Below are 23180 nucleotides of genomic sequence, written 5' to 3'. Positions count from 1 at the left end.
AGACGGGGCGAAGGGACGGCTAGATACCACGCATGTCGATCTGGGAATATGCCAATCCGCGCCGCTTCATGGCCTTCACCGACCGGTGGATGCCGTGGCTTTTCGCGACCGCAGGCGTGGCGATGGCCCTGGGCCTTGCCTGGGGCTTCTTCTTCACGCCCGACGATTTCCGGCAGGGCTCGACCGTCAAGATCATCTATCTGCACGTGCCTTCGGCCATGATGGCGATCAACGCCTGGATCATGATGCTGGTGGCCTCGCTGATCTGGCTGATCCGGCGGCACCACGTCAGTGCGCTGGCCGCCAAGGCCGCGGCGCCGGTGGGCATCACGATGACGCTGATCGCGCTGGCCACCGGGGCGATCTGGGGCCAGCCGATGTGGGGCACCTGGTGGGCCTGGGACCCGCGTCTTACATCGTTCCTGATCCTGTTCCTGTTCTACGTCGGCTACATCGCCCTTTGGGCCGCGATCGAGGACCCCGACACCGCGGCGGACCTGACGTCGGTCCTGTGCCTTGTGGGATCGGTCTTCGCGCTTCTGTCGCGCTATGCGGTGAACTTCTGGAACCAGGGGCTGCACCAGGGCGCGACGCTGTCGATGGACAAGGAAGAGAACATCGCCGACGTGTTCTGGTTCCCGCTGCTGGTCTCGATCGCGGGCTTCGTGCTGCTGTTCGTGGCGCTGGTCTTTTACCGCACCCGGACCGAGATCCGCGCCCGCCGCCTGCATGCGCTGGAACTGCGCGAGAGGATGGCCTGATGCCGGATCTTGGCCCCTATGCGACCTATGTGACGCTGGCCTACGGCGTGTCGCTTGCGCTGCTTGCCGCGCTTGTGGGGCTCAGCGTCTGGCAGGGCAAGCGGGTGAAGCGGCAACTCGCCGAAGCGGAGGCGCGCAGGAAAGATGGCTAGATTCTCTCCCCTTCTGGCGGCGCCGCCGGCGTTCTTCGCCGGGCTGGCGCTGATGTTCTATCTTGGGATGCAGCGCGAGGATCCCGATGCGCTGCCCTCGGTCAGGATCGGGGCACCCGCGCCGCCCGTGGCGCTGACCCAGCTGGGCGCGGAGGCCCCCTTCACCGACGAGGCGCTGCGCGCGCCAGGGGTGAAGCTGGTCAACTACTGGGCCAGTTGGTGCGCGCCCTGCCGGGCCGAGCACCCGAACCTTCAGCTTCTGGCGGACGAGGGCATTCCCATCTACGGGATCAACTACAAGGACGATCCCGAGAAGGCGCTGGCCTTCCTGGCCGAGCTTGGCAATCCCTACGTGGCGATGGGGGCGGACGAAAGCGGGCGCGTGGCGCTTGACTGGGGGCTTTACGGCGTGCCCGAGACCTATGTGATCGACGGTGAGGGCAATGTGGTGCTGCGCTTCGCCGGACCGATCACCCAGAGATCGCTTGAAAGCCAGATCCGCCCCGCGATCGAGGCGGCCCGCGGCGCGGGCGATTCGTGACGCCCGGGTCTTAAAGCGACCCGGCCATCGCCAGCACGATCATCAGGATCAGAAGACCTGCCTCCATCGGAGGCAGCGATGCGGGAAACCGCCGGGCAAGAACCCGGACCCGCAAGGCAGCTTTCTCGAAACTCATACCAACACCCCATCCCTGTGGGGAAAGTATGCCCGAGTCGGTGTCGCATTGCGAGGAAACAGAGCGTTTGCGGCGGTCGGCCAGTATCCCGTCGAACAGGCTTTGGCCGTGGCCCAGGCCATGGCCGGGCAGGGTGGGGGCGGGCGGTCCTGCCGTCCGCCCCCGGGGACGTCACTGCATGTCGGCTGCGCGGGCGGCGTCGATGTCGGCGCTGACCTGGGCCACGGTCTCGCGCAGGGCGGCCAGCATCTCTTCGCCGCCATCGACGTTCTCGATGAACCAGTCGTAGACCGGGGCCGACGCTTCGAGGAAGGCCTGCTTCTGGTCGGGCGAGGGCACGTAGATGTCGCCGCCGCCGGCCACGAAGTCCTGGTAGGCCTGGATCGACTTGCGCTTCGGCGAGGCGAAGGTCGCCTGCTGCAGCTGGTAGAACCCATCGACCACGACGCGCTTGAGGTCGTCGGGCATCGCCTGGAAACGCTCGTTGTTCATGAACCACAACGCGCCCATGTACGAATGCCCGTCCAGCGTGATGTACTGAAGCCCGGCTTCGGGGAACTTCATGTTCATGATGTCGGTGATGCCGTTCTGCGTGCCCTCGACCACCCGCGTCTGGAGCGAGGTGAACAGCTCGGGCCAGGCGATCGGCGTCGGCGAGGCGTCCATCGAGCGGACAAGGACCTGCGGCAGGTCGGCCTGCACCGTGCGGATCTTGAGCCCGGCCAGGTCGGAGGGCGTCTCGATGCGGCGCTCGGTGTTGGCGAAGTTGCGCCAGCCGCCGGTGTTGCCCACCGTCATCAGCCGGATCGAGCCGCCCGAGGTTTCCAGCACCTTCTGCTGCATCGCCTGCATGAAGGGCGTGCCGTTCGACAGCGCCGCTTCGGCCACGCGGTCGTCGGGCATCAGGTAGGGCAGGTCGAGCACCTGCACGAAGGGGAAGATGCCCGCCGTGCCGCCCGAGGTCGAGATATAGATGTCGATGGCGCCGTCGGCGACGCCCTGCATGCATTCGGCCCCGGTCGAGCACAGCTGCGTCCCGATGAACATCTCGACGGCGATGCGGCCGTTCGAGGCCTGCTCGACGTAATTCTTGAAGACGACCAGACCGTCATAGTCCTCGTCGTCCTCGTTCGAGTTGGCGGTCGCCCGCAGGGTGAAGTCCTGCGCGGTGGCCGCCAGTGGCGCCCCCGCCAGAAGGGTCGCCACCAGAAGCGACCTCGTCAGTCCCGTAAGCATGTCAGTACCTCCCTTTTCGGTTTGAAGCTTTGAGGGTCATTGGACGAACCCGGCCCAGCGCGGGATCGTCATCGAGATGGCCGGGATGTAGGTGATCAGGAAGATCACCAGAACCTCCACGGCCAGAAACGGCAGGATGGCCTTCGAGATGGTCTCGACCCGCTCGCCCGAGACGGACGAGGCCACGAACAGCACAAGTCCCATGGGTGGCGTCGCCAGCCCCACGGTCAGGTTCACGCTCATGATGATGGCGAAGTGCACCGGGTGCACGCCCATGTCGATGAAGATCGGCCCCAGGATCGGGCCAAGGATGATGATCGCCGGCCCGGCGTCGAGGAACATGCCGACGATGAACAAGAGCACGTTGATGAGAAACAGAAGCATCAACGGATTGTCGCTCAGGCCCAGGATGAACTCGGCCAGTATCTGCGGCGCGTATGACAGCGACACGACGGTCTTGAAGGCCATCGCCGCCCCCACCAGCAGCAGCACCACGGCCGAGGTCATCGCCGCGCGCGACAGGACGGCGGGCAGATCGGCCAGCGTCATGGTGCGCAGGATGAAGAAGGCGATTATGATCGCATAGAAGACGGCGATGGCGGCGGCCTCGGTCGGGGTGAAGACGCCAAGAAGGATGCCGCCCATGATGATGATCGGCGTCTGAAGCGGCACGACCGCCTTCTTGCAGATGATGCGGAAATCCGACCCGACCCGCCCGCGCAGCCACATCAGAAGCCCATGCGCGATGGCAAGCCAGAACAGGAACACCGACCACGCGGGCAGCGGCACCTCGGCAACGAGGCCGCCCAGAAGCCACAGGATCGCGGCCAGGTTCAGCCGCAGAAGGACGAAAGAGAACCCGCCTTCGACGGGCGAGATGGTCTGGTTCTTCTGCACGATCCGCTCGGCCTTGGGCAGGTCATAGCGGTCGGCCATGAGCCGGACCATGATCATCAGTCCGATGCCCACCAGAAGCCCCGGCACGATCCCCGCCAGGAACAGCGCAGCCACGCTTTCGCCCATGACATAGGCGTAGATGATCATGATGCCCGAGGGCGGGATGATCGGGCCGATGACCGAGCTGGCCGCCGTGATCGCGGCGGCGAAGCGGCGGGTATAGCCCTGCTTCTCCATCGCCGGGATCAGCATCGACCCCAGGGCCGAGGTATCGGCCACGGCCGAGCCCGAAAGCCCCGCGAACAGGATCGACGACAGAATGTTCACATGGGCAAGCCCGCCCCGCAGATGCCCCATCAGCGCCTGGCTGAACTCGACCAGGCGGATGGTGATGCCGCCCCGGTTCATCATCTCGCCGGCGAGCATGAAGAACGGGATCGCCATCAGCGGGAAGCTGTCCATCCCGTTGTAGACGTTGCGGTACAGCAGCGTGATGTCGCGTTCCTGCCCGTTCAGCCACAGCAGGATCCCGGGCGCGGCGAGCAGCCCGAAGAAGACGGGCAGCCCGATCATCAGGAACAGCAGGAAGACGGGCAGGAACCAGATTAGCATCGCCTTACTCCGCCCTGATTTCTTCGGCGCCGGCCGCGATCGGCGTCAGCCGGTCTTCGCCGCCCAGAAGGGTGATGCACGTCCTCAGGATCAGCTCGAGATTGACGATGAAGAGAAGGACCACGCCGACGAAGAGCGAGGCCATCATCCACGACCGTGGCACGCGGAACCAGCTGTCGAAGGTCAGGCTGGTCGGCAGGTAGAGCGCGTCGGTGGTGAAGCGGCCGCCGAAGCCCGTGATCTCGGCCCAGCCGATGACCACGGCGTACCACAGCACCACGCCCGAGATCAGAAGAAGCAGCAGCGACACGATGGCACCCAGCCGTGGCGGCATCGCGACCAGAACCATGTCGATCGCCACGAAGCCGCCGCGCCGATAGGCCAGCGGCGCCATGAAGCCGGTCATCCACAGCATGAAGAAGCGCGCCGCCTCGTCCGGCCAGGACAGGGCGTTGCCCAGGAAATAGCGGAAGAACACCTGAACGAGGATCGCCACGACCATCAGTCCGATCGCGACGATGGCGATGGCGCGGCCCAGCTTCAGAACGGTGTCGTTCCACAGTTGGATCGGCCACAGCAGTCCAAAGAGCAGCGCCATGCGCCGTCCTCCTCCCCTTTTGCAGCGCGCCCGTTGTCCGGGTCTTCGCGCGGTCAGTCCGTGCCGTCGGGCCAGCCGGTCAGGCCGGGCGGTCAGGCGGCATCCGTAAAGCGTCCGTAAGCCCCCGCCGAGAACACCAGCGGCGCGCCCGGGCGCCAGGCCGCACGCAGGACCCGGCCGACGACGATCAGGTGATCGCCACCTTCATGCACGGCCTCGCGCCGGCACTCGAAGCGCGCAAGGCACCCGTCGATCAGCGGTACGCCGGCATCGCCCATGGTCCAGTCGACGGCCTCGAAGGCGGCTCCGTCGCGGACGAAGGCCTGGCAGACGTCGGCCTGTTCGGCGCCAAGCACGTGGATCGCATAGCGCTCGGCCGCCTCGAAGAACGGAAAGCGCCGTGAGGCGCGCGCCGGCGACCAGAGCACCAGCGGCGGGTCGAGCGAGACGCTGGCAAAGCTGTTGGCGGTGATGCCGACCGGTCCATCGGGGCCGGCGCAGGTGATCACCGTCACCCCGGTCGCGAATTGCCCAAGCGCGTCGCGGAAACTGCGCGCGGTCTCGGGACCGGGGGTGAAGATCTCCATCGTGCTGTGCACTCCTCCGTCGGCCATGGTCAGGCAACCTCGCGTCCAAGGGCAGCCGTGTAAAGCTCGAACCATGTCTGCCGGTCCATAGGAACCTCGAGCGCGTCCGAGAATGCCCGGATACGGTCGAGGCGGTTGGTTCCCATTACAGGTAGGATTCCTGCGGGATGGGCAAGAAGCCATGCCACCGCCACCGCCGCGGGATCGGCGCCGGTGCGTCCCGCCACCTCGCGCAGTTTCGCCTGGACAGCCCCGCCGCCCGCCAGCAGCCCGCCGCCGCCCAGCGGCGACCAGGCCATCGGCACGATGTCGTTTTCCTGCAGGAAGGCCAGATCGCCGTTGGTGAAGGCGTCGTGGCAGGTCAGGCTCAGCTCGATCTGGTTGACCGCAAGGCCGGTCTCCATCGCCGATTGCAGAAGCGACAGGTCCCAGGGCCGGAAGTTCGACACGCCGACCGCGCGCACCTTGCCCGCCGCAACAAGGTCATCCAGCGTTTCGCCGGTCTCGTTGTGGTCCATCAGCGGATCGGGGCGGTGGATCAGAAGAAGGTCGATCCGCTCGACCCCCATGAGGGTCAGCGAGGTCTCGACCGCCGCGGTGATGTGCGCGCGCGAAGTGTCATAGTGTTTTACGCGTGCGTCCGGGAACCGGTCCGAGCGCACGACGATATCGGTCTTGGTGACGATCTCGACCTGTCGGGCAAGGTCGGTGCCCTTCAGCGCCGCACCCAGCAGCGCCTCGGAGGCATAGCCGCCATAGATATCGGCCTGATCGATCGTGGTGATCCCCTGATCGAGGCAGGCTTCGATCTTGGCGCGCACGTGGGCGGGCGAGGTGTCGGCGTCTTCATCGAGCCGCCACATGCCATAGACGATGCGGCTGAAGCTGAGGTCTTCGGTGATCGCGATACGGTCCATCAGCGGCGCGCCCCCACGGCCAGCGGCGTCGCCGGCGGGTCGGCCGGCACCCGGCCATAGGCCTCGGGCAGCGAACAGGTCCTGAGCTGCGGCAGCACCCGCGTGCCGAAGTGGACGGCTTCGTCGATATGCGGATAGCCCGAGAAGATGAAGGCGCGAATGCCCATCTTTTGATAAGCTTCGATCTCGCTCAGGACCTGGTCGGTTGACCCCACAAGCGCCGCACCGCAGCCCGACCGCGCGCGGCCGACGCCCGTCCACAGATGCGGCTCGACATAGCCGAACTTGTCGGCCAGTTCGCGCGCCTTGGCCTGATGCGCCACGCCAAGGCTGATCGAGTCATGCGCCCGGTCGCGGATCAGCTTGCCGTAGTCGTCGTCAAGCTTCGAAACGAGGTGCTCGGCGTAGTCCCTGGCCTCGGCCTCGGTGTCGCGCACGATCATGTGCACCCGCAGACCGTAGTCCAGCGTGCGGCCATACTCGGCCGCGCGGGCATGCACGTCCTTCATGCGCTGGGCGATCGTCTCTTTCGGCTCGGGCCACATCAGGTAGACATCGCAATGCTGCGCGCAAAGATCGAGCGCATCGGGGGAATAGCCGCCGAAATACATCAGCGGCCCGCCGTTCTGCTGATAGGGGCGCGCGGGGTCGGTGGTCACGCCCTTGAAGCTGTAGACCTCGCCCTCGTGGTCGATCGTGTCCCGCGTCCAGGCCTGGCGCAGGATCTCGACCACCTCGCGCGAGCGGCGATAGCGATAGGCGCTGTCGGCGACCTCGCCGGGGAAGTCCGACGAGATGATGTTGATCGTGAGCCGCCCCTTCAGCATGTGATCCAGCGTCGCGATCGTGCGCGCCAGCATGATCGGCTGCATCTCGCCGCAGCGGACGGCGGCCAGGAAGTTGATCCGCTCGGTCAGGGGCGCGCACCCGGCCACGAAGCTCAGCGTGTCCTGGCCTACCTGATAGGACGACGGGCACAGGATGTTGCGGAACCCCTGGCGCTCGGCCTCGAGGACGATGTCGCGGCAATGCTCCCAGCTTGATCTCAGCGCGCCGTCGGGCACGCCCAGATAGGCGTAGTCGTCCGAGCAGAGCGCGGAAAACCACGACACCTCGGCCGCGTCGAGGTCGGCGGAGGTCACGGGAACCACGGTCATGCGAATCTCCTCCCGGTCGCGAATTTTCCCCTTGCGTAGCATCCGCCTTGACATGCATCAATAGTGTATCAATTTTTCCGCGACTCCTCCCATGGCCAACCCGAACGCCCTTCCGATCTATGTCCAGATCGCCGAGATGCTGATCCGCGAGATCGCCGCGGGCAGGCTTCTCGAGGGCGAGCGTCTGCCGCCCGAACGCGACATGGCGAAGGACCTTGCCACCTCGGTCGGCACGCTGCGCAAGGCGCTCGCCGACCTGACCGCGAAGGGGTATCTCGACCGGGTGCAGGGCTCGGGCAACTACGTGCGCCACCCGCCCGAGGCCGCGGGCGTCTATGCCTTTCTGCGCATCGAACTGGCCGACGGCGGCGGCCTGCCCACAGCCGAGGTGCTCGATGTCCGCCGCCTGCCCAAACCCGCGGATTTCCCCGAATTCGGCGCCGCGCCCGAGGGGCACCGCTTCCGCCGCCTGCGCCGGCTGGGCGGGGTTCCCGCCGCGCTCGAAGAGATCTGGCTCGACGCCGGCCATGCCGACCGGATCGAGGCCGGCGACCTGTCGGAATCCCTCTACCTCTTCTACCGCGAGCGTCTGGGCCTCTGGATCACCCGCGCCGAAGACCGCGTGGGGGTGGGGCGCGTGCCCGACTGGCGCGTTCCGGCCTTCCCGCCCGCGCCGGGCAGCCCCTGCGGCTTCATCGAGCGCATCGCCCGCGGCCAGGACGGCCAGCCTTGCGAATATTCGCGCACCTGGTTCGATCCGGACAAGGTGCGCTACATCTCCCGCCTGAAATAGAGGACCAAATGTCGGATATCGTCACCTACGGCATCATCGGCTGCGGCATGATGGGGCAGGAACACCTGCGCAACATCGCCCTTCTGCCCGGTGCGCGCGTCGCCGCCATCTACGAGCCCGACGCGGGGATGATGGCGGGCGCGCTTGCGCTCGCGCCGGGGGCGCGCGCCGCGGCCTCGGTGCGCGAGGTGGTGACCGACCCGGGCGTCGACTGTCTGCTGATCGCAAGCCCCAACCACTGCCATGTCGCCCAGCTCGAGGAAATCGCAGCCCTGCGCAGCCTGCCCGTGCTGGTCGAAAAACCGCTTTACACCACACCCGAAGACGCCGCGCGCATCGCCCGGCTCGACGCCGGGTTCGGCGCGCCGATCTGGGTGGCGATGGAATACCGCTACATGCCGCCGGTCGCGACCTTCCTCGCGCAGTCGGCGGCGGCGACGGGCGGCATCCGGATGCTGACGATCCGCGAGCACCGCTTTCCCTTCCTCAGGAAGGTCGGCGACTGGAACCGCTTCAACCGCCAGACCGGCGGCACGCTGGTCGAGAAATGCTGCCACTTCTTCGACCTCATGCGCCTGACCCTTCGGGCCGAGCCGCTGCGCGTGATGGCCAGCGCCGGCCAGGAGGTCAACCACCGCGACGAACGCTACGACGGCGAGGTGCCCGACATCTGGGACACCGCCTATGTCATCGTCGACTTCGAGGGCGGCGCCCGCGCCATGCTCGAGCTGTGCATGTACGCCGAAGGATCGCGCTATCAGGAGGAACTGTCGGCGGTGGGGCCCACCGGCAAGATCGAATGCCTCGTGCCCGGGCCCGGGCGCTTCTGGCCCGCCCGTCTGGGCGCGCCGCCGGTGCCGCAGGTCATCGTCAGCCCGCGCGAGCCGAAGGGGCCGGTGACGCTCGAGATCCCGGTGGACCCGGCGCTTCTGGCGGCGGGCGATCACAACGGATCGACCTACTACCAGCACGCCAGATTCAACGCGGTGGTGCGCGGCCAGGGGCAGGTCGAGGTCAGCTTGCGCGACGGCGCCCGCGCCGTGGCCATGGGCCTGGCCGCGCAGGAGGCCGCGCGCAGCGGCACGGTCGTGGCCCTTCCCCCGCTCTGAGCGCCCCCCTTGCGCTTCTTCTTGGTCCAAATATCCCCGCCGGAGGCATCGCGCGGGGCCTGCCCCGCGCGATTCCCCCTTGATCCCCCCGCCCGCCCGCGTCTTGGATGCCGGGCATGAGCACCTATGCCACCCCCCCCGGCGGCCTGCCGCCCGAGACGCAGCTTCTGACCGGCCGCGCCATCTTCACCACGGCCTATGCCGTCATCCCGCGCGGGGTGATGACCGACATCGTCACCTCGGCCCTGCCGGGCTGGCACGGCGCCCGCGCCTGGATCCTCGCGCGCCCGCTCAGCGGCTTTGCCGAGACCTTCGCCCAGCTCGTCATGGAACTTGCCCCCGGCGGCGGCAGCGATCGGCCCGAACCCGACGCCGGGGCCGAGGGCGTGATCTTCGTCACCTCGGGCACGCTGTCGCTGCGGCTGGGGGCCGAGCATCACGCCATGGGTCCGGGCGGCTACGCGTTCCTGGCTCCGGGGGCGGACTGGTCGGTGGTCAATCCCGGCACCGTCCCGGCGGGCTTCCACTGGATCCGCAAGGCCTGGGAGCCGGCGGAAGGGATCACGCCGCCGCCGTCCTTCGTCACCCGCGAGGCGGAGGTTGCCCCCATCGCCATGCCCGGCACGGACGGGCGCTGGACGACGACACGCTTCGTCGACCCCGCCGACCTTGCGCACGACATGCACGTCAACATCGTCACCTTCGAGCCCGGCGGCGCGATCCCCTTCGCCGAGACCCACGTGATGGAGCACGGGCTTTACGTCCTGGAAGGCAAGGGCGTCTACCGGCTGAACGGCGACTGGGTCGAGGTCGAGGCTGGCGACTTCATGTGGCTGCGCGCCTTCTGCCCGCAGGCCTGCTATGCCGGCGGGCCGGGGCGGTTCCGCTATCTTCTTTACAAGGACGTGAACCGCCACCCGAAGCTTCGGCCCTTCGGCTAGGTCAGCGCAGCCGGATCGCCACGTTCTTGGTCTGGACGTAGTTCCACAGTGCCTCGCGGCCCTTCTCGCGCCCGTAGCCCGACTTGCCATAGCCGCCGAAGGGGGTTTCGACCCCGCCCGCGAACCATTCGTTGACGAAAACCTGGCCCGCGCGCAGCCGGCCCGCCGCCCGCGTCGCCCGGTCGAGGTCGCGGGTGAAGACGCCGGCGACAAGCCCGTAGTCCGTGCCATTGGCGATGGCGATCGCCTCGGCCTCGTCCTCGAAGGCCATGACCGAGACAACCGGGCCGAAGACCTCGGTCTGGCCGATCTCGCTGGCGGGATCGACGCCGGCCAGCACCGTGGGGTCCATGAAATGCCCCGGAATGTTCAGCCGCCGCCCCCCGGTCACAAGCCGCGCGCCCTCGGCCTCGGCCCGCGCGGTCAGGGCCAGCGCACGGTCAAGCTGCGGCCCCGAGGCCATGGCGCCCATGCCCTTCAGCGGCGCGTCCCGGTCGATGCCCGGCCCCACGTCAATGGACCTGGCCAGACCCGCGATGCGCTCGACAAGGTCGTCGTGGACCGCGCGGTGCACGACGATGCGGCTCATCGCCGAACAGATCTGGCCTGCGTTCATGAAAATGCCCCGACGCACGTCGCCCAGAAAGGCATCGAGATCGGCGTCGGCATGGACGATGGCCGCCGACTTGCCGCCCAGTTCCAGCACGCAGGGCACGATGTTGCGCGCCGCCGCCTGCGCGATGGCCGATCCGGTGCCAACCGACCCGGTGAAGACGATCTGGTTCACGCCCGGGTGCGACGCAAGCGCGGCGCCCGCCTCGTGCCCCCAGCCGGTCAGCACGTTGACCGCCCCCGGCGGCAGGCCCGCGGCCTTGGCCGCCAGCCCGAAGGCGTGGGACGTGAGCGGCGTCATCTCGGAGGTCTTCACCACGCAGGCATTGCCTGTGGCGATCCCGGCCGCGATCGAGCGCGCGGCGATTTCCATGGGGAAGTTCCACGGGATGATCTGGGCCGAGACGCCGTAAGGCTCGAGCACCGTGAAGTCCATGTATCCCGCCCCCAGCGGGATCTGCCGGCCTTCCAGCGTCTCGGCCTGGTTGCCGTAGTACTCGAAATAGCGCGCGGCGTTGCGGATCTCGTTGCGCGCCTCCCACAGGGCCTTGCCCTGTTCCAGCGTCAGCAACCGGGCCAGGTCCTCGTGGTGGTCCAGCAGCCAGGCGCCCATCGCGCGCACCATCCTCCCGCGCTCGACCGGTCGAAGGGCCGTCAACACCCCGCTTTCATGCACGCGGCGTGCCGCCGTGACGGCACGATCCACGTCGGCTGCATCGGCGAGCGCCTGTTCGGCCAGTGCCTGCCCCGTGCCGGGGTTCTCGACGGTCATGCGGCCCGCGCCGCCCTCGGCCCAGGCGCCGTCGATCCAGTTGAGGTAGAGGTCCTGCATCGTTCAGTCCTTCGTCACCACGGTCCAGGGGCTGTCGAACCAGTGCTCTTCAAGGTTCGCGCCCGGCCCGATCCGGTCGACCACGGCGAACAGGCCCGGCGCGTGAAGCGGCGTGAGCACGCCGTGCCAGGTGCCGCGCGCAAGGTTGATGCCCTGACCCGGCGCGGTCAGGAAGGCGCGGGGGCGGCCCGGGCGTCCGCCGTCGTCCGGCGCCACGATCACCAGGAAGGGCGCGGGCGTCATCGGCAGGAAGGCCTGGGTGCCCTCGGGGTGGCGTTCGACCATGTCAAGCCTATAGGGCAGGCGTCGCGGTTCGGCGTCGAACAGGCTGATGCCCGCCCGACCGTCCGAGAAATCCAGCCGCGCGCGATCGTGATAGCGCCCGCAAAGCCCCTGGTTGATCAGCCTGTCGGGATCGCCCGAGGTGTCGAGCACTTCGCCGAAGGGCGCGAAGGCCGTGGCGGTGAGCGGCTCGGTCGCGATCTCGCGGCTCATGGCAGGACGGCCTGAAGGCGCAGTTGGGCGATCCGTTCGACCTGACGGCAGGCCTCGGCGAATTCGGTGTCGTGGTCGTTTCCAAGCCGCGCCCGGAAGGCTGCCAGGATGCCCGCCTTGTCGTGATCGCGCACGGCGATGATGAAGGGAAAGCCGAAACGCTCGACATAGGCGGTGTTGAGGTGCGTGAACGCGTCCCGTTCGGCGTCGGTCAGCGCGTCGAGGCCCGCGCTGGCCTGTTCGGCCGACGAGTCGGCCGTCAGGCGGCGGGCGGCGGCAAGCTTTCCGGCAAGGTTGGGGTGGGCGTTGAGAACGGCCAGGCGTTCGGCGTCCGAGGCCCCGCGAAACACGCGCGCCAGCGCGGTGTGCAGCCCGGCCGCGCTGTCGTGCGCGGGGCCGAGCTCCAGCGCCCAGGCGCGTTCGGCGATCCAGGCCGAATGTTCGAAGATGCCGCCGTAGGCGGAGACGAAGTCGGCCTTCGTCATGTCCGAGGGGCGCGGGCGTGGGGCGGGCGGGTGATGCGCGGCCCAGTGGCGGGCGATGTCGATGCGGCGCGGGAACCAGACGCCTGCGTGGCCCGCGGCATAGTCCATGAACCGCCTGAGCGCCATGATCCGGCCCGGCCGGCCGACAAGGCGGCAATGCAGGCCCACCGACATCATCCGCCCGCCCTCGGCGTAAAGCGCATCGAAACTGTCCTTCAGGTAGGCCTCGAACTGGTCGCCCGCGTTGAACCCCTGCGGCGTGGCGAAGCGCATGTCGTTGGCGTCAAGCGTGTAGGGGATGATCAGTTGATCGCGCCCCGCGACCGTGCTCCAGTAGGGCAGGTCGTCGGCATAGCTGTCGGATATGTACTCGAACCCGCCTTCTTCGGCGACAAGGCGGACGGTGTTCATCGACGCACGGCCCAGGTACCAGCCGCGCGGGCGCGCGCCCGTGACCTCGGCGTGAAGCAGGATCGCCTCGGCCAGATGCGCGCGTTCCTCGGCCTCGGGCATGTCCTTGTATTCGATCCACTTCAGCCCGTGGCTGGCGATTTCCCAACCCGCCTCGGTCATCGCGGCGACCTGCTCGGGGCTGCGGGCAAGGGCGGTCGCCACGCCATAGACCGTGGCCGGGATGCCCATGCCGGTGAACAGGCGATGGAGCCGCCAGAATCCGGCACGTGCGCCGTACTCATAGATCGATTCCATGTTCCAGTGGCGCTGGCCCGGCCAGGGGGCGGCGCCGACGATCTCGGACAGGAAGGCCTCGGAGGCCGGGTCGCCATGCAGCAGGCAGTTCTCGCCGCCCTCTTCATAGTTGATCACGAACTGCACGGCGATGCGTGCGCCGCCGGGCCAGTTCGCCTCGGGTGGGGTCGGGCCGTAGCCGCGCAGGTCTCGGGGGTATCGGGGTGCGTCAGCCATCGCTCTTTCCTTTGCCGCCGCTCCGACTTAGACCGGAGGGGAACAAGGTGACAAGACGGGGCGCGCGCCGATGGCGGAAGGCTTCCTGACGACGCATGTGCTCGATACCGCGCGCGGCATACCGGCCCAGGGCGTGAAGATCACCCTTTACCGCATCTCTGGCATGAGCCACCGCAAGATCGCCGAGGCGGTGACCAACGCCGACGGGCGCACCGACGCGCCGATCCTGCCGAAGGGGACGTTCCGGCCCGGGACCTACGAACTGGTGTTCCATGCGGGCGACTATCTGCGTGCCTCTGGGCAGGCGGGGGACGGGGTGCTCTTTCTCGACGAGGTGCCGATCCGCTTCGGCATGGCCGAAGACACCCATTACCACGTGCCGCTTCTGCTGTCGCCCTTCGGCTACTCGACCTACCGGGGCAGCTGATGGCCGACCTCGCGATCTTCTGGGAATGGCTGGCCTTCGCGGTGCGCTGGCTGCACGTGATCACCGCCATCGCCTGGATCGGGTCGTCGTTCTATTTCATCGCGCTCGACCTGGGCCTGAACCGCGACATCCCCGGCCCGGCCGATGGCGAGGAATGGCAGGTCCATGGCGGCGGCTTCTACCACATTCAGAAGTACCTCGTGGCGCCCGAGGCGTTGCCCGACCATCTGACCTGGTTCAAGTGGGAAAGTTACGCGACCTGGCTGTCGGGGGCCGCACTTCTGGCGATCGTTTATTGGGCGGGGGCCGAGCTGTTCCTGATCGACCCGACGAAGGCCGAGCTGCTGCCCTGGCAGGCGATCGCGCTGTCGGCCGCCTCGCTTGCCGTGGGCTGGGTGATCTACGATCTGCTCTGCAAGTCGCCGCTGGGCGACCGGCCGACGGTGCTGATGCTGCTGCTCTTCGGCGTTCTGGTGGCGATGGCCTGGGGCTATGCCCAGGTCTTTACCGGGCGCGCGGCGCTTCTGCATCTGGGCGCCTTCACCGCGACGATCATGTCGGCCAACGTCTTCTTCATCATCATCCCGAACCAGAAGATCGTGGTGGCCGACCTCAAGGCCGGCCGGGCGCCCGACCCGAAATACGGCAAGATCGCCAAGCTGCGCTCGACCCACAACAACTACCTGACGCTGCCGGTCATCTTCCTGATGCTGTCGAACCACTATCCGCTCGCCTTCGCGAGCCAGTGGAACTGGGTGATCGCAAGCCTCGTCTTCCTCATGGGCGTGACGATCCGGCATTTCTTCAACTCGATGCATGCGCGCAAGGGCCGGCCATGGTGGACCTGGGCGGCGACGGCGATCCTGTTTCTGGTCATCATGTGGCTCTCGACCGCGCCGATGTGGCAAAGCCACGAAGATGCCGAGGCGCGGCCGATGAGCCGGGTCGAGGAGCGCTTCGCCGCGGCCGAGGGCTTTGACGAGGCGCAGGAGATCGTGCTGGGCCGCTGTTCGATGTGCCACGGACGCGAGGTCTTCTGGGACGGGCTGTCGGTGGCGCCGAAAGGCGTCCTGCTCGACACCGCGCCCGACATCGCCCGCCACGCGCGCGAGATCTATCTTCAGGCCGGCATCACCCATGCGATGCCGCCCGGCAACCTGTCCTTGATCACCGACGAGGAACGCGCGGCGCTTGTGCGCTGGTATCGGGCAGGGGCCGGGGCCGGGATGGGGGGCGTGACCGGTGCGATGTCAGGGTCAGGCTCAGGTGCCGGGGCAGGGGGCTAGGCCGCCCGCCCGGGACCAGGCCGCGGGGGCAGTCGCGCCCCGCGCGGGGGCCTGCGGATCAGAAATCCTCCCAATCATCGTCGGCCGTCGCGGGGGCGGCCGTCGCAAGCGCGGGGGCGGTTGCCCCGCGCAGCAGGGGCCGTGCGCCGGCAGCGGCGGTCGCCGGGGCGGGTGGGCGGCGCGACGACTGGACGGCGGCCGGCGCGTCCCCCGAGCGCGCCGAGGTGCGGAAGCGTGCGGTGGTCGCCGTCAGCGTCTCGGCTTCGCGGGCCAGCGCATGGCTGGCCGCGGTGGTTTCCTCGAACATCGCCGCGTTCTGCTGCGTGACCTGGTCAAGCTGGCTCATGGCCGCGTTGATCTGGCCCAGGCCTGCGGATTGCTCCTGCGCCGAGGCCGCGATGGTCGAGACATGGGCCGAAATGTCGCCGACCGAGGCCACGATCCGCTTCAGCGCCGCCCCGGCATCGCCGACAAGCGCCACGCCGCGCCCGACATTCTGACCCGAGGCCGAAATCAGTTCGTTGATCTCGCGCGCTGCGTCCGAAGAGCGCTGCGCCAGCGCCCGCACCTCCGAGGCGACGACCGCGAATCCCCGCCCGGCATCGCCCGCGCGCGCGGCCTCGACGCCCGCGTTGAGCGCGAGAAGATTGGTCTGGAAGGCGATGTCGTCGATCACCCCGATGATCTTCGAGATCCGCGCGGACGAGGCCTCGATCTCGCCCATGGCCGTGACCGCCTGCTCCACGACCCCGCCTGAATCCTCGGCCCGGCGCCGCGCGTCGGCGACGACTTCGTCAGCCTTGCGTGCGCCATCGGCCGCCGATCCGACCGAGGCGGTCAGTTGCGCGACTGCCGCCGCCGTCTGTTCCAGGGTCGCGGCCTGGTGTTCTGTCCGCCGCGACAGGTCGTCGGCCGCCGAGGTGATTTCGGCCGCTTCCCCAAGGATCGACCGCGCGTGGTCCGCCACCGCCTGGATGGCCGTTTCAAGCGTGCCGGCCGCGCGGTTGAAATCGTGGCGAAGCTGGTCGTAATCGGCCGAGAAGGGGGTGTCGATCGTCACCCCAAGATCGCCTTCGGACAGCCGGGCCAGGGCCGCGCGCAGGGCGTCGACGACCTCGCGTTGCTCGGCCGCAAGCCGCAGGCGGTGCGCTTCGGCTGCGGCGATGGCTTGTTCGGACGCGGTGACGTCGTTGCCGATGAGAAGCATGCGGAAGGCCCGGCCTTCGCCGTCAAGGACCGGCAGGCAGCTGCCGTCGATCACCGACTCGCCGCCGTCGTGCCGCCGGACGGTGAAGCGTCCGACCAGGGTCTGGCCCGCGCCGACGGCGGCGGACAAGTCGCTGTCGGCCCCGTTGCCGGGGGTCAGGTCCGACAGTCGCGCCTCTGTCAATTGCTCAGGCGTCCGGCCAATCAGGGTGGCGAAGTTCGCGTTCGCGGCGACGATCCGCCCATCGGTCGTCAGCTCGGCGACGGCCTGATTGGCATGCAGCGCCGCCACCGCCGCGCCGTTCATCCGGCGTTCGGTCACGTCGTCCCATTCGACGACCGCCCCCGCCCGCGCGCCCGTGCCGTCGTGGATCGGGTTCACCACAAGGCTGATCCGCCGCTCGCCACGCAGGATCTCGAGCTGCCAGGGGAAGCCGGCGCCCGACGCAAGGCGTCGGTCGAGCCCGGCAAGTTCCGCGGCAAGGCCTGAAAGGGGACGCCCCGCGATCGCGGTCTCGCCGGACGGATCGCCCGCTGGATCCGCTTGAAGCGCCTCGCGGGCGAGGCGATGGAAGGCGGTGTTGGCGAAGCGGATGGTGCCGGTCGCGTCGGCGAGAAGGAGCGCTGCCGAACTGCCTTCGAACCCCCCGCCCTTGAAGACCGAGTCTTCGGTGGCGGCGCGGGCCTTCGCCAGCTGGCGGCGCAGTTGGTCAAGCTGGCCCGCGATTTCGCCGATTTCGTCGCGCCGGTCCTGCGCCGGGATGGCACGGTCGTAGTCCCCGGAGGCGACCGCCGACATGGCGGCGCCGACCTGCCGAAGCGGCTGCGAGACGCCCGTTCGCAGCGCGACGGCGGCCACCCCGAGAAGCCCCAGGAACAGTCCCGCGGCGATCAGATAGCCCTGGCGGTTGGCCGCGGCGATCCGCGCCAGGGCCGGTTCGGGCGTCCAGACGGTGACGAGCGCGCCAACGATGTCGCCGCCCGCGCCCTGGATCACCGGCACGGCCAGCGCGATGCGGCCGTCATCCGCCCATTGTGTCGCCCCGCCAAGCGCGGCACGCCCAAGGTCGAGCACTGGGTCGCCGTCGTCTGCCGGCCGGCCGGCTTGGGCGAACAGCGTCCCGCCCGCGTCAAGCACGATCGCCCCGGTGGCGATGCCGTCGGCCTGTTCGATGAGGCGTCCGAGGACCTTGACGGCATCCTCGGGCTTGGAAAAGCGGACCGCGCCGCCGATCTGCGTGGCCGCGAAGGGCGTGATGCCCGCGGCAAGCTCGCGCACACCGTCGACCGCCGCGGTTCGCGCGGTGATCGAGGTCTTGAACGACAGCGCCGTCGCGACGATCGCCGTCATGACCGCCACGATCGCGGCGCAGCGCAGGAAGACCGAGAAGACGAGCGGACCGCGTCCGCGCCGTGCAGGATCGTGCATGGGAAACTCCTTGCAGAGGCGGCGCCGGCCTCAGAACAGCGACTCGGCATCAAGGCCGATGGTCATCGCGCCGACGACGGTTTGGGTGACGGGATCGACCAGCGCGATCGAGACCTGGGCCTGGTAGCGCTGGCTCGATTCGTCGAATGCGACCTCGCCGAAGTGAACGGCGCCGGGGCCCTTGCCGAAGGTTTCGGTGAACTTCGCCTCGTCGCCCTGCCAGTAGTCGGACGTCGGTTCGCTGGCCGCCACGTTCAGCCCGTGGGCGTCCATCACGAAGACTTCGGTGATCGTTCCGCCCGCGGCCTCGACCCGCGCGCGAAGGAAGTCCGACGCGGTATTGCCGAGAACCGGGGTGAGGGTCGGCGTCGATCCGCTGCCCACCTCGGCGCGCCAGCTTTGGTCAAGACTGTCGATCTCGGCAGGGGTCAGGCCCGCATGGCGCAGGTTCTGCGCGCGGACCGCGTCGATGATGCGCGGATCCTGCGCCCAGGCCCGGATCTCGGCGTCGAGGTATCGCTGCATGGCAGGGGCGAAGTCGTCGGCGGCGCGCGCGCTGCCTGCCAGCACGAGAACAAGCGCGGCGGCAGGGATCAAGGGCTTCATGGCTGTGTCCTTTGCGTCGAAGAAGGCAGGGGCCTGCCGGAGAGGTCACGGCCCGGACCGGCCATCTGGCCCGGGCGGTCGGGTCAGCAGCTAAAGACACACCTCTTTCGGCCGGTTTAATGCCGCGCCGGAAAATGATGAAAAACGGCGATTTCCCCGAACTGCCGCTAGAGCGCGACGATCGGACCGCCCCCGGCGGCGGCGTCGGCGGCGTCGTGGGTCACCTGAAGAACCGGCAGACGCCGCGCGCGTGCGATGCCGAAGACCAGATCGCGGATCTGGCCGCGCAGCTCGGCGTCGAGCTTCGAGAAGGCTTCGTCCAGCAGCAGCGCGCGCGGGTCGGACAGAAGCATCCGCATCAGCGCCACCCGCGCCCGCTGCCCCCCCGAAAGGGTGGCCGGATCACGCCCGGCGAAACCTTCAAGCCCGATGTCCGACAGCGCCGCGTCGATCCGCGCGCGCCGCGCCGCGCGCCCCTTGACCTGCGGCGAAAGCCCGAAGGCGAGGTTCCCGCCGACCGAGAGGTGAGGGAAGAGCAATTCGTCCTGGAACAGGATGCCGATCCGCCGCGCCTCGGTCGGACGATCGGTCACGTCCTCGCCGTCAAGGCGCACCCGCCCCGTCATGGCGAAGGCCGGTGGCAGCGTCCCGGTGATCGCGGCAAGAAGCGTCGACTTGCCCGACCCCGAGGGTCCCATGACGGTCAGCACCTCGCCCGGGGCGATGCGCGTGTCGATGCCCAGAAGCCGCCGCCCGTCCAGCGCGATGGTGACGCCTTCCAGACGCAGCCCAAGGTCGGTGTTCTCAGCCACCCTGAACCCCCTGCCGGTTGCGCCACAGGATCCGTGGCAGAAGGATCGCCAGAAGGAAGGGGGCCAGCGCCGCCCCGGTCTGTGCCAGGGCATGGATGCCGATCAGGCGGCGGTCCCCGCCCGCGGCAAGGGCCACCGCCTCGGTCGTCAGGGTCTGAACGCGCCCGGCGCCCACAAGAAGCGTGGGCAGGTACTGCCCGACCGATACGGCAAAGCCCACCGCGGCCGCGGTCAGCACCGGGCGCAGCAGCATCGGCAGCCGGACGGCCCAGAGCACGCGGTCTGCACCCGCGCCAAGCGCCCGCGCGACGGTGTCCTGCCGGCTGTCCCAGGCCCGCCACGGATCGGCCAGCGACAGGAAGACATAGGGAAGCACGAAGACCAGGTGGGCCAGGATCACGGCCGCGCGGCCGCCGTCCACACCGGCGCTCAGCGCCAGCGTCTGAAATCCCATGAGGAAGGCCACCTGCGGCACGATGAGCGGCAGGTAAAGAAGCCAAAGCGCCCGGGTGGCCGGGCGCAGGCCGTGGCGATGCTCGGCCTCTAGGCAGGCGATGGTCAGCACAAGCGCGATTAGCGTGACGGCGGCGCCAAGGATCAGCGTCTCGGCCAGCGGCGCGCCAAGGCCGGGGCCGTGGCGGTGCCAGCCGCGCAAGGTGACGTCCGAGGGCAGCGCGTCAGGAAAGGGCCAAAGCCCCGCCACCGACCAGATGGCCAGTCCCGCCAACCCCGCAAAGACTGCAAGCGCCGAGGCGACGCCCAGGCCAAGCGAGACGGCCCTCAGGCCGCCCTCGACCGCCCGATGGCCGCGTCCGCCGCGTTCGATCCATCGGCAGCCCAGCCGGGCAAGGGCGATCTCGGCCAGCCTCCAGAGCGCCAGCGCGCCGATCACCAGGGCAAGTTGCAGCATCGCGCCCGCCGCGGCGCGGAAGCGCAGCGCGAGGTCGGGATCGTTCATCCAGCGCACCACCTGCACCGACAAGGGCGGCGGGGTGTTCGGGCCAAGGATGATCGCGACATCGACGGTCGTCATCGAAAAGGCGAGAACCGCGAAGACCGGCAGGCGGATCTGGCGATAGACCTGCGGAAAGACGGTCTTGAGCCAGCCGGTGACAGGCCGATAGCCCAGCGCGCCGGCCACCAGCCGGCTGCGGCCGGGACGGGCCTGCGCCAGGGCGGCCAGCGTCATGAGCAGAAGGAACGGCACTTCCTTGGCGACAAGCCCCATCACAAGCGCCATGCCCCATGGGTCCTGCACGATGAGAAGGTCGGGGGGCTGGTCCCACCCGGTCGCCCAGGGCGAGACCGCCCGCGCGATCCACCCCGACGGCGCGATCAGGAAGGCCAGGCCGAAGGCGGCGGCGGCATGGGGCACCGACAGAAGGGGCGACAAGGCGCGCTCGATCAGGGCGAAGGCGCGCGTGCCCTGCCACCCCGCCACGATCAACGTGACGATCGCAAGCGACACCAGGGTCGAGACAAGACCCACCCCAAGGCTCAGTCCCACCGCGCGCGGCAGACCGGGCCAGGCGAAAAGCTCGGCCACGGCGCCAAGCCCAAGGCGCGTGCCCCCAAGGGCGGGCATCCAGCCCAGGGCCGGGGCCAGCGTGCCCAGAACGCCTGCCGCCACCGGCCCGAGCATCAGCGCGATCGTCAGCATCGGCGCCCAGGGCAGGAGGCGCCCCGACAGGCGCCGGCGCGCTTGCGGGGCAACAAGCGTCGCAGAGCCCGCCTGGGTCATGCGATCCCTCTCACGCGGTCGCCGTCGTGCAGCGCGGCCGGTCTTCGGCCCTGGTCATTCGCTGACGCCGAAGCGGGCGATCCAGTCGCCTTCGAGCCGGACCATCCAGCTTGGGTGCGGCTCGGGCAGGGGCTGGCCAAGCGCGTCCGGCGGCAGCGTCGCGACGCCCAGCGACAGCGCGTCGAAGCGCGCGCGGTCCTCGGGAGGCAGGCGGTCCATCGACAGCACCGTGCCCACGCCCCAGACGGACGGGTCCTGCATCCGCGCCTGTGCCTCGGGCGACATCAGGAAATTCGCCAGCACCATCGCGCCGGCCTTGGCGGTGGCGTTGTAGGGGATCGCGACGAAGCTGGCGTTGCCGATCGTGCCGGCGTCAAGGACATAGGTCCGCACCGTCTCCGGAAGCTCGGAATTCGCGATCGCGTTCGACGCCTCGTTCGGGTTGAAGCTGAGCGCCAGGTCGATCTCGCCATCGGCCATCAGCTGGATCAGCCGCGGCCCGCTTTGCGGATAGGCCGCGCCGCCGCGCCAGAGGTTCGGGGTCAGCGCCTCGAGAAAGGCCCAGAAGGGGGCGGTCGCGGCGTCGTAATCCGCCTGATCCACCGGCGCCTGCAGGATCGCCGGATCGGGCGTCAGTTCGTAAAGCGCCTGCTTGAGGAAGGTCGAACCCAGGAAGTCGGGTGGCTGGGGGAAGGCGAAGCGGCCAGGGTTGGCGGCCGCCCAGTCCAGCAGGGCCGCCATCGACCGGGGCGGCTCGGGCAGGCGGGAGGTGTCGTGGAAGAAGACGATCTGCGCCATGCCCCAGGGCGCCTCGAAGCCCACGGTCGGAACGGTGAAGTCATAGGCCACCGCGGGGTTCGCGACGGGGTCGACAAGGGCCCAGTTCGGAAGCGCCTCGGCCCAGGGGCCGAAAAGCAGGTCCTGTTCCTTCATCGCGGCGAAGTTCTTGCCGTTGATCCAGATGAGGTCGACCGCGCCGCCCTCGTCCTTGCCGGCGGCCTTCTCGGCGATCACGCGGCTGACGGCCTCGGCCGTGTCGGAAAGCTTCACCTGCTTGACCGTGACGCCGAAACGGTCGGCAACTTCGCCGCCGGCCCAGGCGATGAAGTCGTTGGTCAGCGTCGATCCGCCCCAGGCGTGCCAATAGACCGTCTGGTCCCGCGCTTCGGCCAGGACCGCGTCCCAGTCGGCGGGGTCGGGCGACTGCGCGGTGGCGGCGGACGCCAAAAGAAGGGCGGACAGCGTCGTGGTCAGGCGGCGGAACATCGGTCTCTCGTCGGTCTGCGTCAGGTCCGGCGCAAGCTAGCGGTCGGCGCCGGAGAGGGAAGTAAATTATGCGTTTGCGTCGCCCCGGGTCCAGAGCGGCAGCGCGGCAGGGCCACGCCCCCCGCCGCGCCGATCCCCACGACCGCCCAGGGCGGCTCGGTCCAGACGACGAGGATCACGACACAGGACAGCGCCGGGGCGAAATCGGCCGGACCGCCGAATGCGCCCGCACCTCGCGCCGCAGGCGGTCCCGGAAGGGAAGGCCGCCGACAAGGATCAGAAAGCCCGGCTGGAAGATCGCCGCAAGCGCCACCGCCCCCGCCGAGAGATCGGCAAGGGCCGCGTCGGTCAGCCAGCGTCGGTGGGGGCGACCTCGACGCGCAATCAGCCCGGATGCGCCATCGGGCCGCCGAACGAGGTCAACCCGAGCCTGAGGAAGACGGCCAAGACCCCGGCCGGGGTTCCGCCCGTCCGGGTCGTCCTGCGTTGCTGGTTTTCGGTCATCCGCGATCCGCCTGTGCCTGCCGCAAGGGGCGTCTGTCATCGTCATCTGTCGGACTTCCGACACGGGAAAAGGCCTGCGGGGCTGTGCCGCCCCGCGGGCGCGACGAAACATCGCCCT

The 23180-nt window shown here is 68.9% G+C and carries 23 protein-coding genes; 8 read left to right on the top strand and 15 right to left on the bottom strand.

The window, feature by feature from the left end:
- Window positions 1-32 precede the first annotated feature (32 nt).
- From ACRDNQ_RS15300 to ACRDNQ_RS15290, 3 genes are read left to right on the top strand one after another with little or no spacing between them, the layout of a single operon-like run.
- Window positions 33-761 (top strand): heme ABC transporter permease, encoded by a 729-nt coding sequence (locus ACRDNQ_RS15300; RefSeq protein WP_431829556.1) that lies wholly within the window; start codon window positions 33-35, stop codon window positions 759-761.
- Window positions 761-913, top strand: coding sequence for a heme exporter protein CcmD (gene ccmD / locus ACRDNQ_RS15295; protein WP_431829555.1), 153 nt, complete (start codon window positions 761-763; stop codon window positions 911-913). Before ACRDNQ_RS15300 ends, ccmD begins: the two co-directional genes overlap by 1 nt.
- Window positions 906-1454 (top strand): DsbE family thiol:disulfide interchange protein, encoded by a 549-nt coding sequence (locus tag ACRDNQ_RS15290; RefSeq protein ID WP_431829554.1) that lies wholly within the window; start codon window positions 906-908, stop codon window positions 1452-1454. The genes ccmD and ACRDNQ_RS15290 overlap by 8 nt, the downstream gene beginning before the upstream one ends.
- Before the next feature lie 10 nt (window positions 1455-1464).
- Here the strand turns inward: ACRDNQ_RS15290 and ACRDNQ_RS15285 are convergent, their stop codons facing one another.
- The 7 genes from ACRDNQ_RS15285 to ACRDNQ_RS15255 all read right to left on the bottom strand — a co-directional run bounded on the left by ACRDNQ_RS15285 (window position 1465) and on the right by ACRDNQ_RS15255 (window position 7594).
- A complete protein-coding gene (locus ACRDNQ_RS15285) occupies window positions 1465-1590 on the bottom strand; it encodes a hypothetical protein (protein ID WP_431829553.1) in 126 nt (41 codons plus the stop codon).
- 171 nt (window positions 1591-1761) lie between these two features.
- On the bottom strand, window positions 1762-2826 hold the full coding sequence (locus ACRDNQ_RS15280) for a TRAP transporter substrate-binding protein (protein WP_431829552.1): 1065 nt from the start codon (window positions 2824-2826) through the stop codon (window positions 1762-1764).
- A gap of 36 nt (window positions 2827-2862) precedes the next feature.
- Complete coding sequence (locus ACRDNQ_RS15275; RefSeq protein WP_431829551.1) at window positions 2863-4335, bottom strand: TRAP transporter large permease; 1473 nt, start codon at window positions 4333-4335, stop codon at window positions 2863-2865.
- 4 nt (window positions 4336-4339) lie between these two features.
- Window positions 4340-4933: a TRAP transporter small permease gene (locus tag ACRDNQ_RS15270; RefSeq protein ID WP_431829550.1), complete on the bottom strand. Its 594-nt coding sequence runs from the start codon at window positions 4931-4933 to the stop codon at window positions 4340-4342.
- 92 nt (window positions 4934-5025) lie between these two features.
- Window positions 5026-5547, bottom strand: coding sequence for a flavin reductase family protein (locus ACRDNQ_RS15265; RefSeq protein ID WP_431829549.1), 522 nt, complete (start codon window positions 5545-5547; stop codon window positions 5026-5028).
- Between the two features lie 2 nt (window positions 5548-5549).
- Window positions 5550-6437 carry an aldo/keto reductase gene (locus ACRDNQ_RS15260; RefSeq protein WP_431829548.1) on the bottom strand — a complete coding sequence of 296 codons (888 nt, stop codon included), beginning with the start codon at window positions 6435-6437 and terminating at the stop codon, window positions 5550-5552.
- Window positions 6437-7594, bottom strand: a complete 1158-nt coding sequence (locus ACRDNQ_RS15255; protein WP_431829547.1) for an LLM class flavin-dependent oxidoreductase — start codon at window positions 7592-7594, stop codon at window positions 6437-6439. The genes ACRDNQ_RS15260 and ACRDNQ_RS15255 overlap by 1 nt, the downstream gene beginning before the upstream one ends.
- A gap of 91 nt (window positions 7595-7685) precedes the next feature.
- On the opposite strand from ACRDNQ_RS15255, the gene ACRDNQ_RS15250 reads away from it, so the two are divergent.
- The 3 genes from ACRDNQ_RS15250 to ACRDNQ_RS15240 all read left to right on the top strand — a co-directional run bounded on the left by ACRDNQ_RS15250 (window position 7686) and on the right by ACRDNQ_RS15240 (window position 10437).
- Window positions 7686-8387, top strand: coding sequence for a GntR family transcriptional regulator (locus ACRDNQ_RS15250; protein ID WP_431829546.1), 702 nt, complete (start codon window positions 7686-7688; stop codon window positions 8385-8387).
- An 8-nt stretch (window positions 8388-8395) separates the two neighbouring features.
- Window positions 8396-9496: a Gfo/Idh/MocA family protein gene (locus tag ACRDNQ_RS15245; protein WP_431829545.1), complete on the top strand. Its 1101-nt coding sequence runs from the start codon at window positions 8396-8398 to the stop codon at window positions 9494-9496.
- Window positions 9497-9612: 116 nt separating this feature from the next.
- The gene (locus ACRDNQ_RS15240) at window positions 9613-10437 is read left to right on the top strand and encodes a bifunctional allantoicase/(S)-ureidoglycine aminohydrolase (protein WP_431829544.1); all 825 of its coding nucleotides are present in this window, start codon (window positions 9613-9615) and stop codon (window positions 10435-10437) included.
- Window position 10438: 1 nt separating this feature from the next.
- On the opposite strand, the gene ACRDNQ_RS15235 is transcribed toward ACRDNQ_RS15240, so the two are convergent.
- The 3 genes from ACRDNQ_RS15235 to puuE are packed head-to-tail and all read right to left on the bottom strand — an operon-like array spanning window position 10439 to window position 13785.
- On the bottom strand, window positions 10439-11881 hold the full coding sequence (locus tag ACRDNQ_RS15235) for an aldehyde dehydrogenase family protein (protein ID WP_431829543.1): 1443 nt from the start codon (window positions 11879-11881) through the stop codon (window positions 10439-10441).
- A gap of 3 nt (window positions 11882-11884) precedes the next feature.
- Window positions 11885-12376: an ureidoglycolate lyase gene (locus ACRDNQ_RS15230; RefSeq protein ID WP_431829542.1), complete on the bottom strand. Its 492-nt coding sequence runs from the start codon at window positions 12374-12376 to the stop codon at window positions 11885-11887.
- A complete protein-coding gene (puuE, locus tag ACRDNQ_RS15225) occupies window positions 12373-13785 on the bottom strand; it encodes an allantoinase PuuE (protein ID WP_431829541.1) in 1413 nt (470 codons plus the stop codon). Before puuE ends, ACRDNQ_RS15230 begins: the two co-directional genes overlap by 4 nt.
- Before the next feature lie 70 nt (window positions 13786-13855).
- Between puuE and uraH the strand changes: the two genes are divergently transcribed.
- Both uraH and ACRDNQ_RS15215 read left to right on the top strand, forming a co-directional pair.
- Window positions 13856-14212 carry a hydroxyisourate hydrolase gene (uraH, locus tag ACRDNQ_RS15220; RefSeq protein WP_431829540.1) on the top strand — a complete coding sequence of 119 codons (357 nt, stop codon included), beginning with the start codon at window positions 13856-13858 and terminating at the stop codon, window positions 14210-14212.
- Window positions 14212-15498, top strand: coding sequence for a urate hydroxylase PuuD (locus ACRDNQ_RS15215; protein ID WP_431829539.1), 1287 nt, complete (start codon window positions 14212-14214; stop codon window positions 15496-15498). The genes uraH and ACRDNQ_RS15215 overlap by 1 nt, the downstream gene beginning before the upstream one ends.
- Window positions 15499-15556: 58 nt before the next feature.
- On the opposite strand, the gene ACRDNQ_RS15210 is transcribed toward ACRDNQ_RS15215, so the two are convergent.
- From ACRDNQ_RS15210 to ACRDNQ_RS15190, 5 genes are all read right to left on the bottom strand, one after another.
- Window positions 15557-18133: a methyl-accepting chemotaxis protein gene (locus tag ACRDNQ_RS15210; RefSeq protein ID WP_431829538.1), complete on the bottom strand. Its 2577-nt coding sequence runs from the start codon at window positions 18131-18133 to the stop codon at window positions 15557-15559.
- 30 nt (window positions 18134-18163) lie between these two features.
- Complete coding sequence (locus ACRDNQ_RS15205) at window positions 18164-18739, bottom strand: hypothetical protein (protein WP_431829537.1); 576 nt, start codon at window positions 18737-18739, stop codon at window positions 18164-18166.
- Window positions 18740-18906: 167 nt separating this feature from the next.
- Window positions 18907-19551 (bottom strand): ATP-binding cassette domain-containing protein, encoded by a 645-nt coding sequence (locus ACRDNQ_RS15200; RefSeq protein ID WP_431829536.1) that lies wholly within the window; start codon window positions 19549-19551, stop codon window positions 18907-18909.
- Entirely contained in the window at window positions 19544-21211 is a 1668-nt protein-coding gene (locus ACRDNQ_RS15195) for an ABC transporter permease (RefSeq protein WP_431829804.1), read from the bottom strand. The genes ACRDNQ_RS15200 and ACRDNQ_RS15195 overlap by 8 nt, the downstream gene beginning before the upstream one ends.
- Before the next feature lie 135 nt (window positions 21212-21346).
- A complete protein-coding gene (locus ACRDNQ_RS15190) occupies window positions 21347-22558 on the bottom strand; it encodes an ABC transporter substrate-binding protein (RefSeq protein WP_431829535.1) in 1212 nt (403 codons plus the stop codon).
- Window positions 22559-23180 lie beyond the last annotated feature (622 nt).

Source organism: Saliniferula longa, from assembly GCF_050789285.1.
Classification (GTDB): Bacteria; Pseudomonadota; Alphaproteobacteria; order Rhodobacterales; family Rhodobacteraceae; genus CAVPWP01.
Note: the sequence above shows the minus strand (reverse complement) of the source record. Positions and strands in the feature narration are given on the sequence as shown.

Excerpts from the sequence above, each read along its gene's own strand:
- ACRDNQ_RS15300 (WP_431829556.1), top strand. The coding sequence starts at position 33 with ATGTCGATCTGGGAATATGCCAATCCGCGCCGCTTCATGGCCTTCACC.
- ccmD (WP_431829555.1), top strand. The coding sequence starts at position 761 with ATGCCGGATCTTGGCCCCTATGCGACCTATGTGACGCTGGCCTACGGC.
- ACRDNQ_RS15290 (WP_431829554.1), top strand. The coding sequence starts at position 906 with ATGGCTAGATTCTCTCCCCTTCTGGCGGCGCCGCCGGCGTTCTTCGCC.
- ACRDNQ_RS15285 (WP_431829553.1), bottom strand. The coding sequence starts at position 1,590 with ATGAGTTTCGAGAAAGCTGCCTTGCGGGTCCGGGTTCTTGCCCGGCGG.
- ACRDNQ_RS15280 (WP_431829552.1), bottom strand. The coding sequence starts at position 2,826 with ATGCTTACGGGACTGACGAGGTCGCTTCTGGTGGCGACCCTTCTGGCG.
- ACRDNQ_RS15275 (WP_431829551.1), bottom strand. The coding sequence starts at position 4,335 with ATGCTAATCTGGTTCCTGCCCGTCTTCCTGCTGTTCCTGATGATCGGG.
- ACRDNQ_RS15270 (WP_431829550.1), bottom strand. The coding sequence starts at position 4,933 with ATGGCGCTGCTCTTTGGACTGCTGTGGCCGATCCAACTGTGGAACGAC.
- ACRDNQ_RS15265 (WP_431829549.1), bottom strand. The coding sequence starts at position 5,547 with ATGGCCGACGGAGGAGTGCACAGCACGATGGAGATCTTCACCCCCGGT.
- ACRDNQ_RS15260 (WP_431829548.1), bottom strand. The coding sequence starts at position 6,437 with ATGGACCGTATCGCGATCACCGAAGACCTCAGCTTCAGCCGCATCGTC.
- ACRDNQ_RS15255 (WP_431829547.1), bottom strand. The coding sequence starts at position 7,594 with ATGACCGTGGTTCCCGTGACCTCCGCCGACCTCGACGCGGCCGAGGTG.
- ACRDNQ_RS15250 (WP_431829546.1), top strand. The coding sequence starts at position 7,686 with ATGGCCAACCCGAACGCCCTTCCGATCTATGTCCAGATCGCCGAGATG.
- ACRDNQ_RS15245 (WP_431829545.1), top strand. The coding sequence starts at position 8,396 with ATGTCGGATATCGTCACCTACGGCATCATCGGCTGCGGCATGATGGGG.
- ACRDNQ_RS15240 (WP_431829544.1), top strand. The coding sequence starts at position 9,613 with ATGAGCACCTATGCCACCCCCCCCGGCGGCCTGCCGCCCGAGACGCAG.
- ACRDNQ_RS15235 (WP_431829543.1), bottom strand. The coding sequence starts at position 11,881 with ATGCAGGACCTCTACCTCAACTGGATCGACGGCGCCTGGGCCGAGGGC.
- ACRDNQ_RS15230 (WP_431829542.1), bottom strand. The coding sequence starts at position 12,376 with ATGAGCCGCGAGATCGCGACCGAGCCGCTCACCGCCACGGCCTTCGCG.
- puuE (WP_431829541.1), bottom strand. The coding sequence starts at position 13,785 with ATGGCTGACGCACCCCGATACCCCCGAGACCTGCGCGGCTACGGCCCG.
- uraH (WP_431829540.1), top strand. The coding sequence starts at position 13,856 with ATGGCGGAAGGCTTCCTGACGACGCATGTGCTCGATACCGCGCGCGGC.
- ACRDNQ_RS15215 (WP_431829539.1), top strand. The coding sequence starts at position 14,212 with ATGGCCGACCTCGCGATCTTCTGGGAATGGCTGGCCTTCGCGGTGCGC.
- ACRDNQ_RS15210 (WP_431829538.1), bottom strand. The coding sequence starts at position 18,133 with ATGCACGATCCTGCACGGCGCGGACGCGGTCCGCTCGTCTTCTCGGTC.
- ACRDNQ_RS15205 (WP_431829537.1), bottom strand. The coding sequence starts at position 18,739 with ATGAAGCCCTTGATCCCTGCCGCCGCGCTTGTTCTCGTGCTGGCAGGC.
- ACRDNQ_RS15195 (WP_431829804.1), bottom strand. The coding sequence starts at position 21,211 with ATGCTGACGATCGCGCTGATGCTCGGGCCGGTGGCGGCAGGCGTTCTG.
- ACRDNQ_RS15190 (WP_431829535.1), bottom strand. The coding sequence starts at position 22,558 with ATGTTCCGCCGCCTGACCACGACGCTGTCCGCCCTTCTTTTGGCGTCC.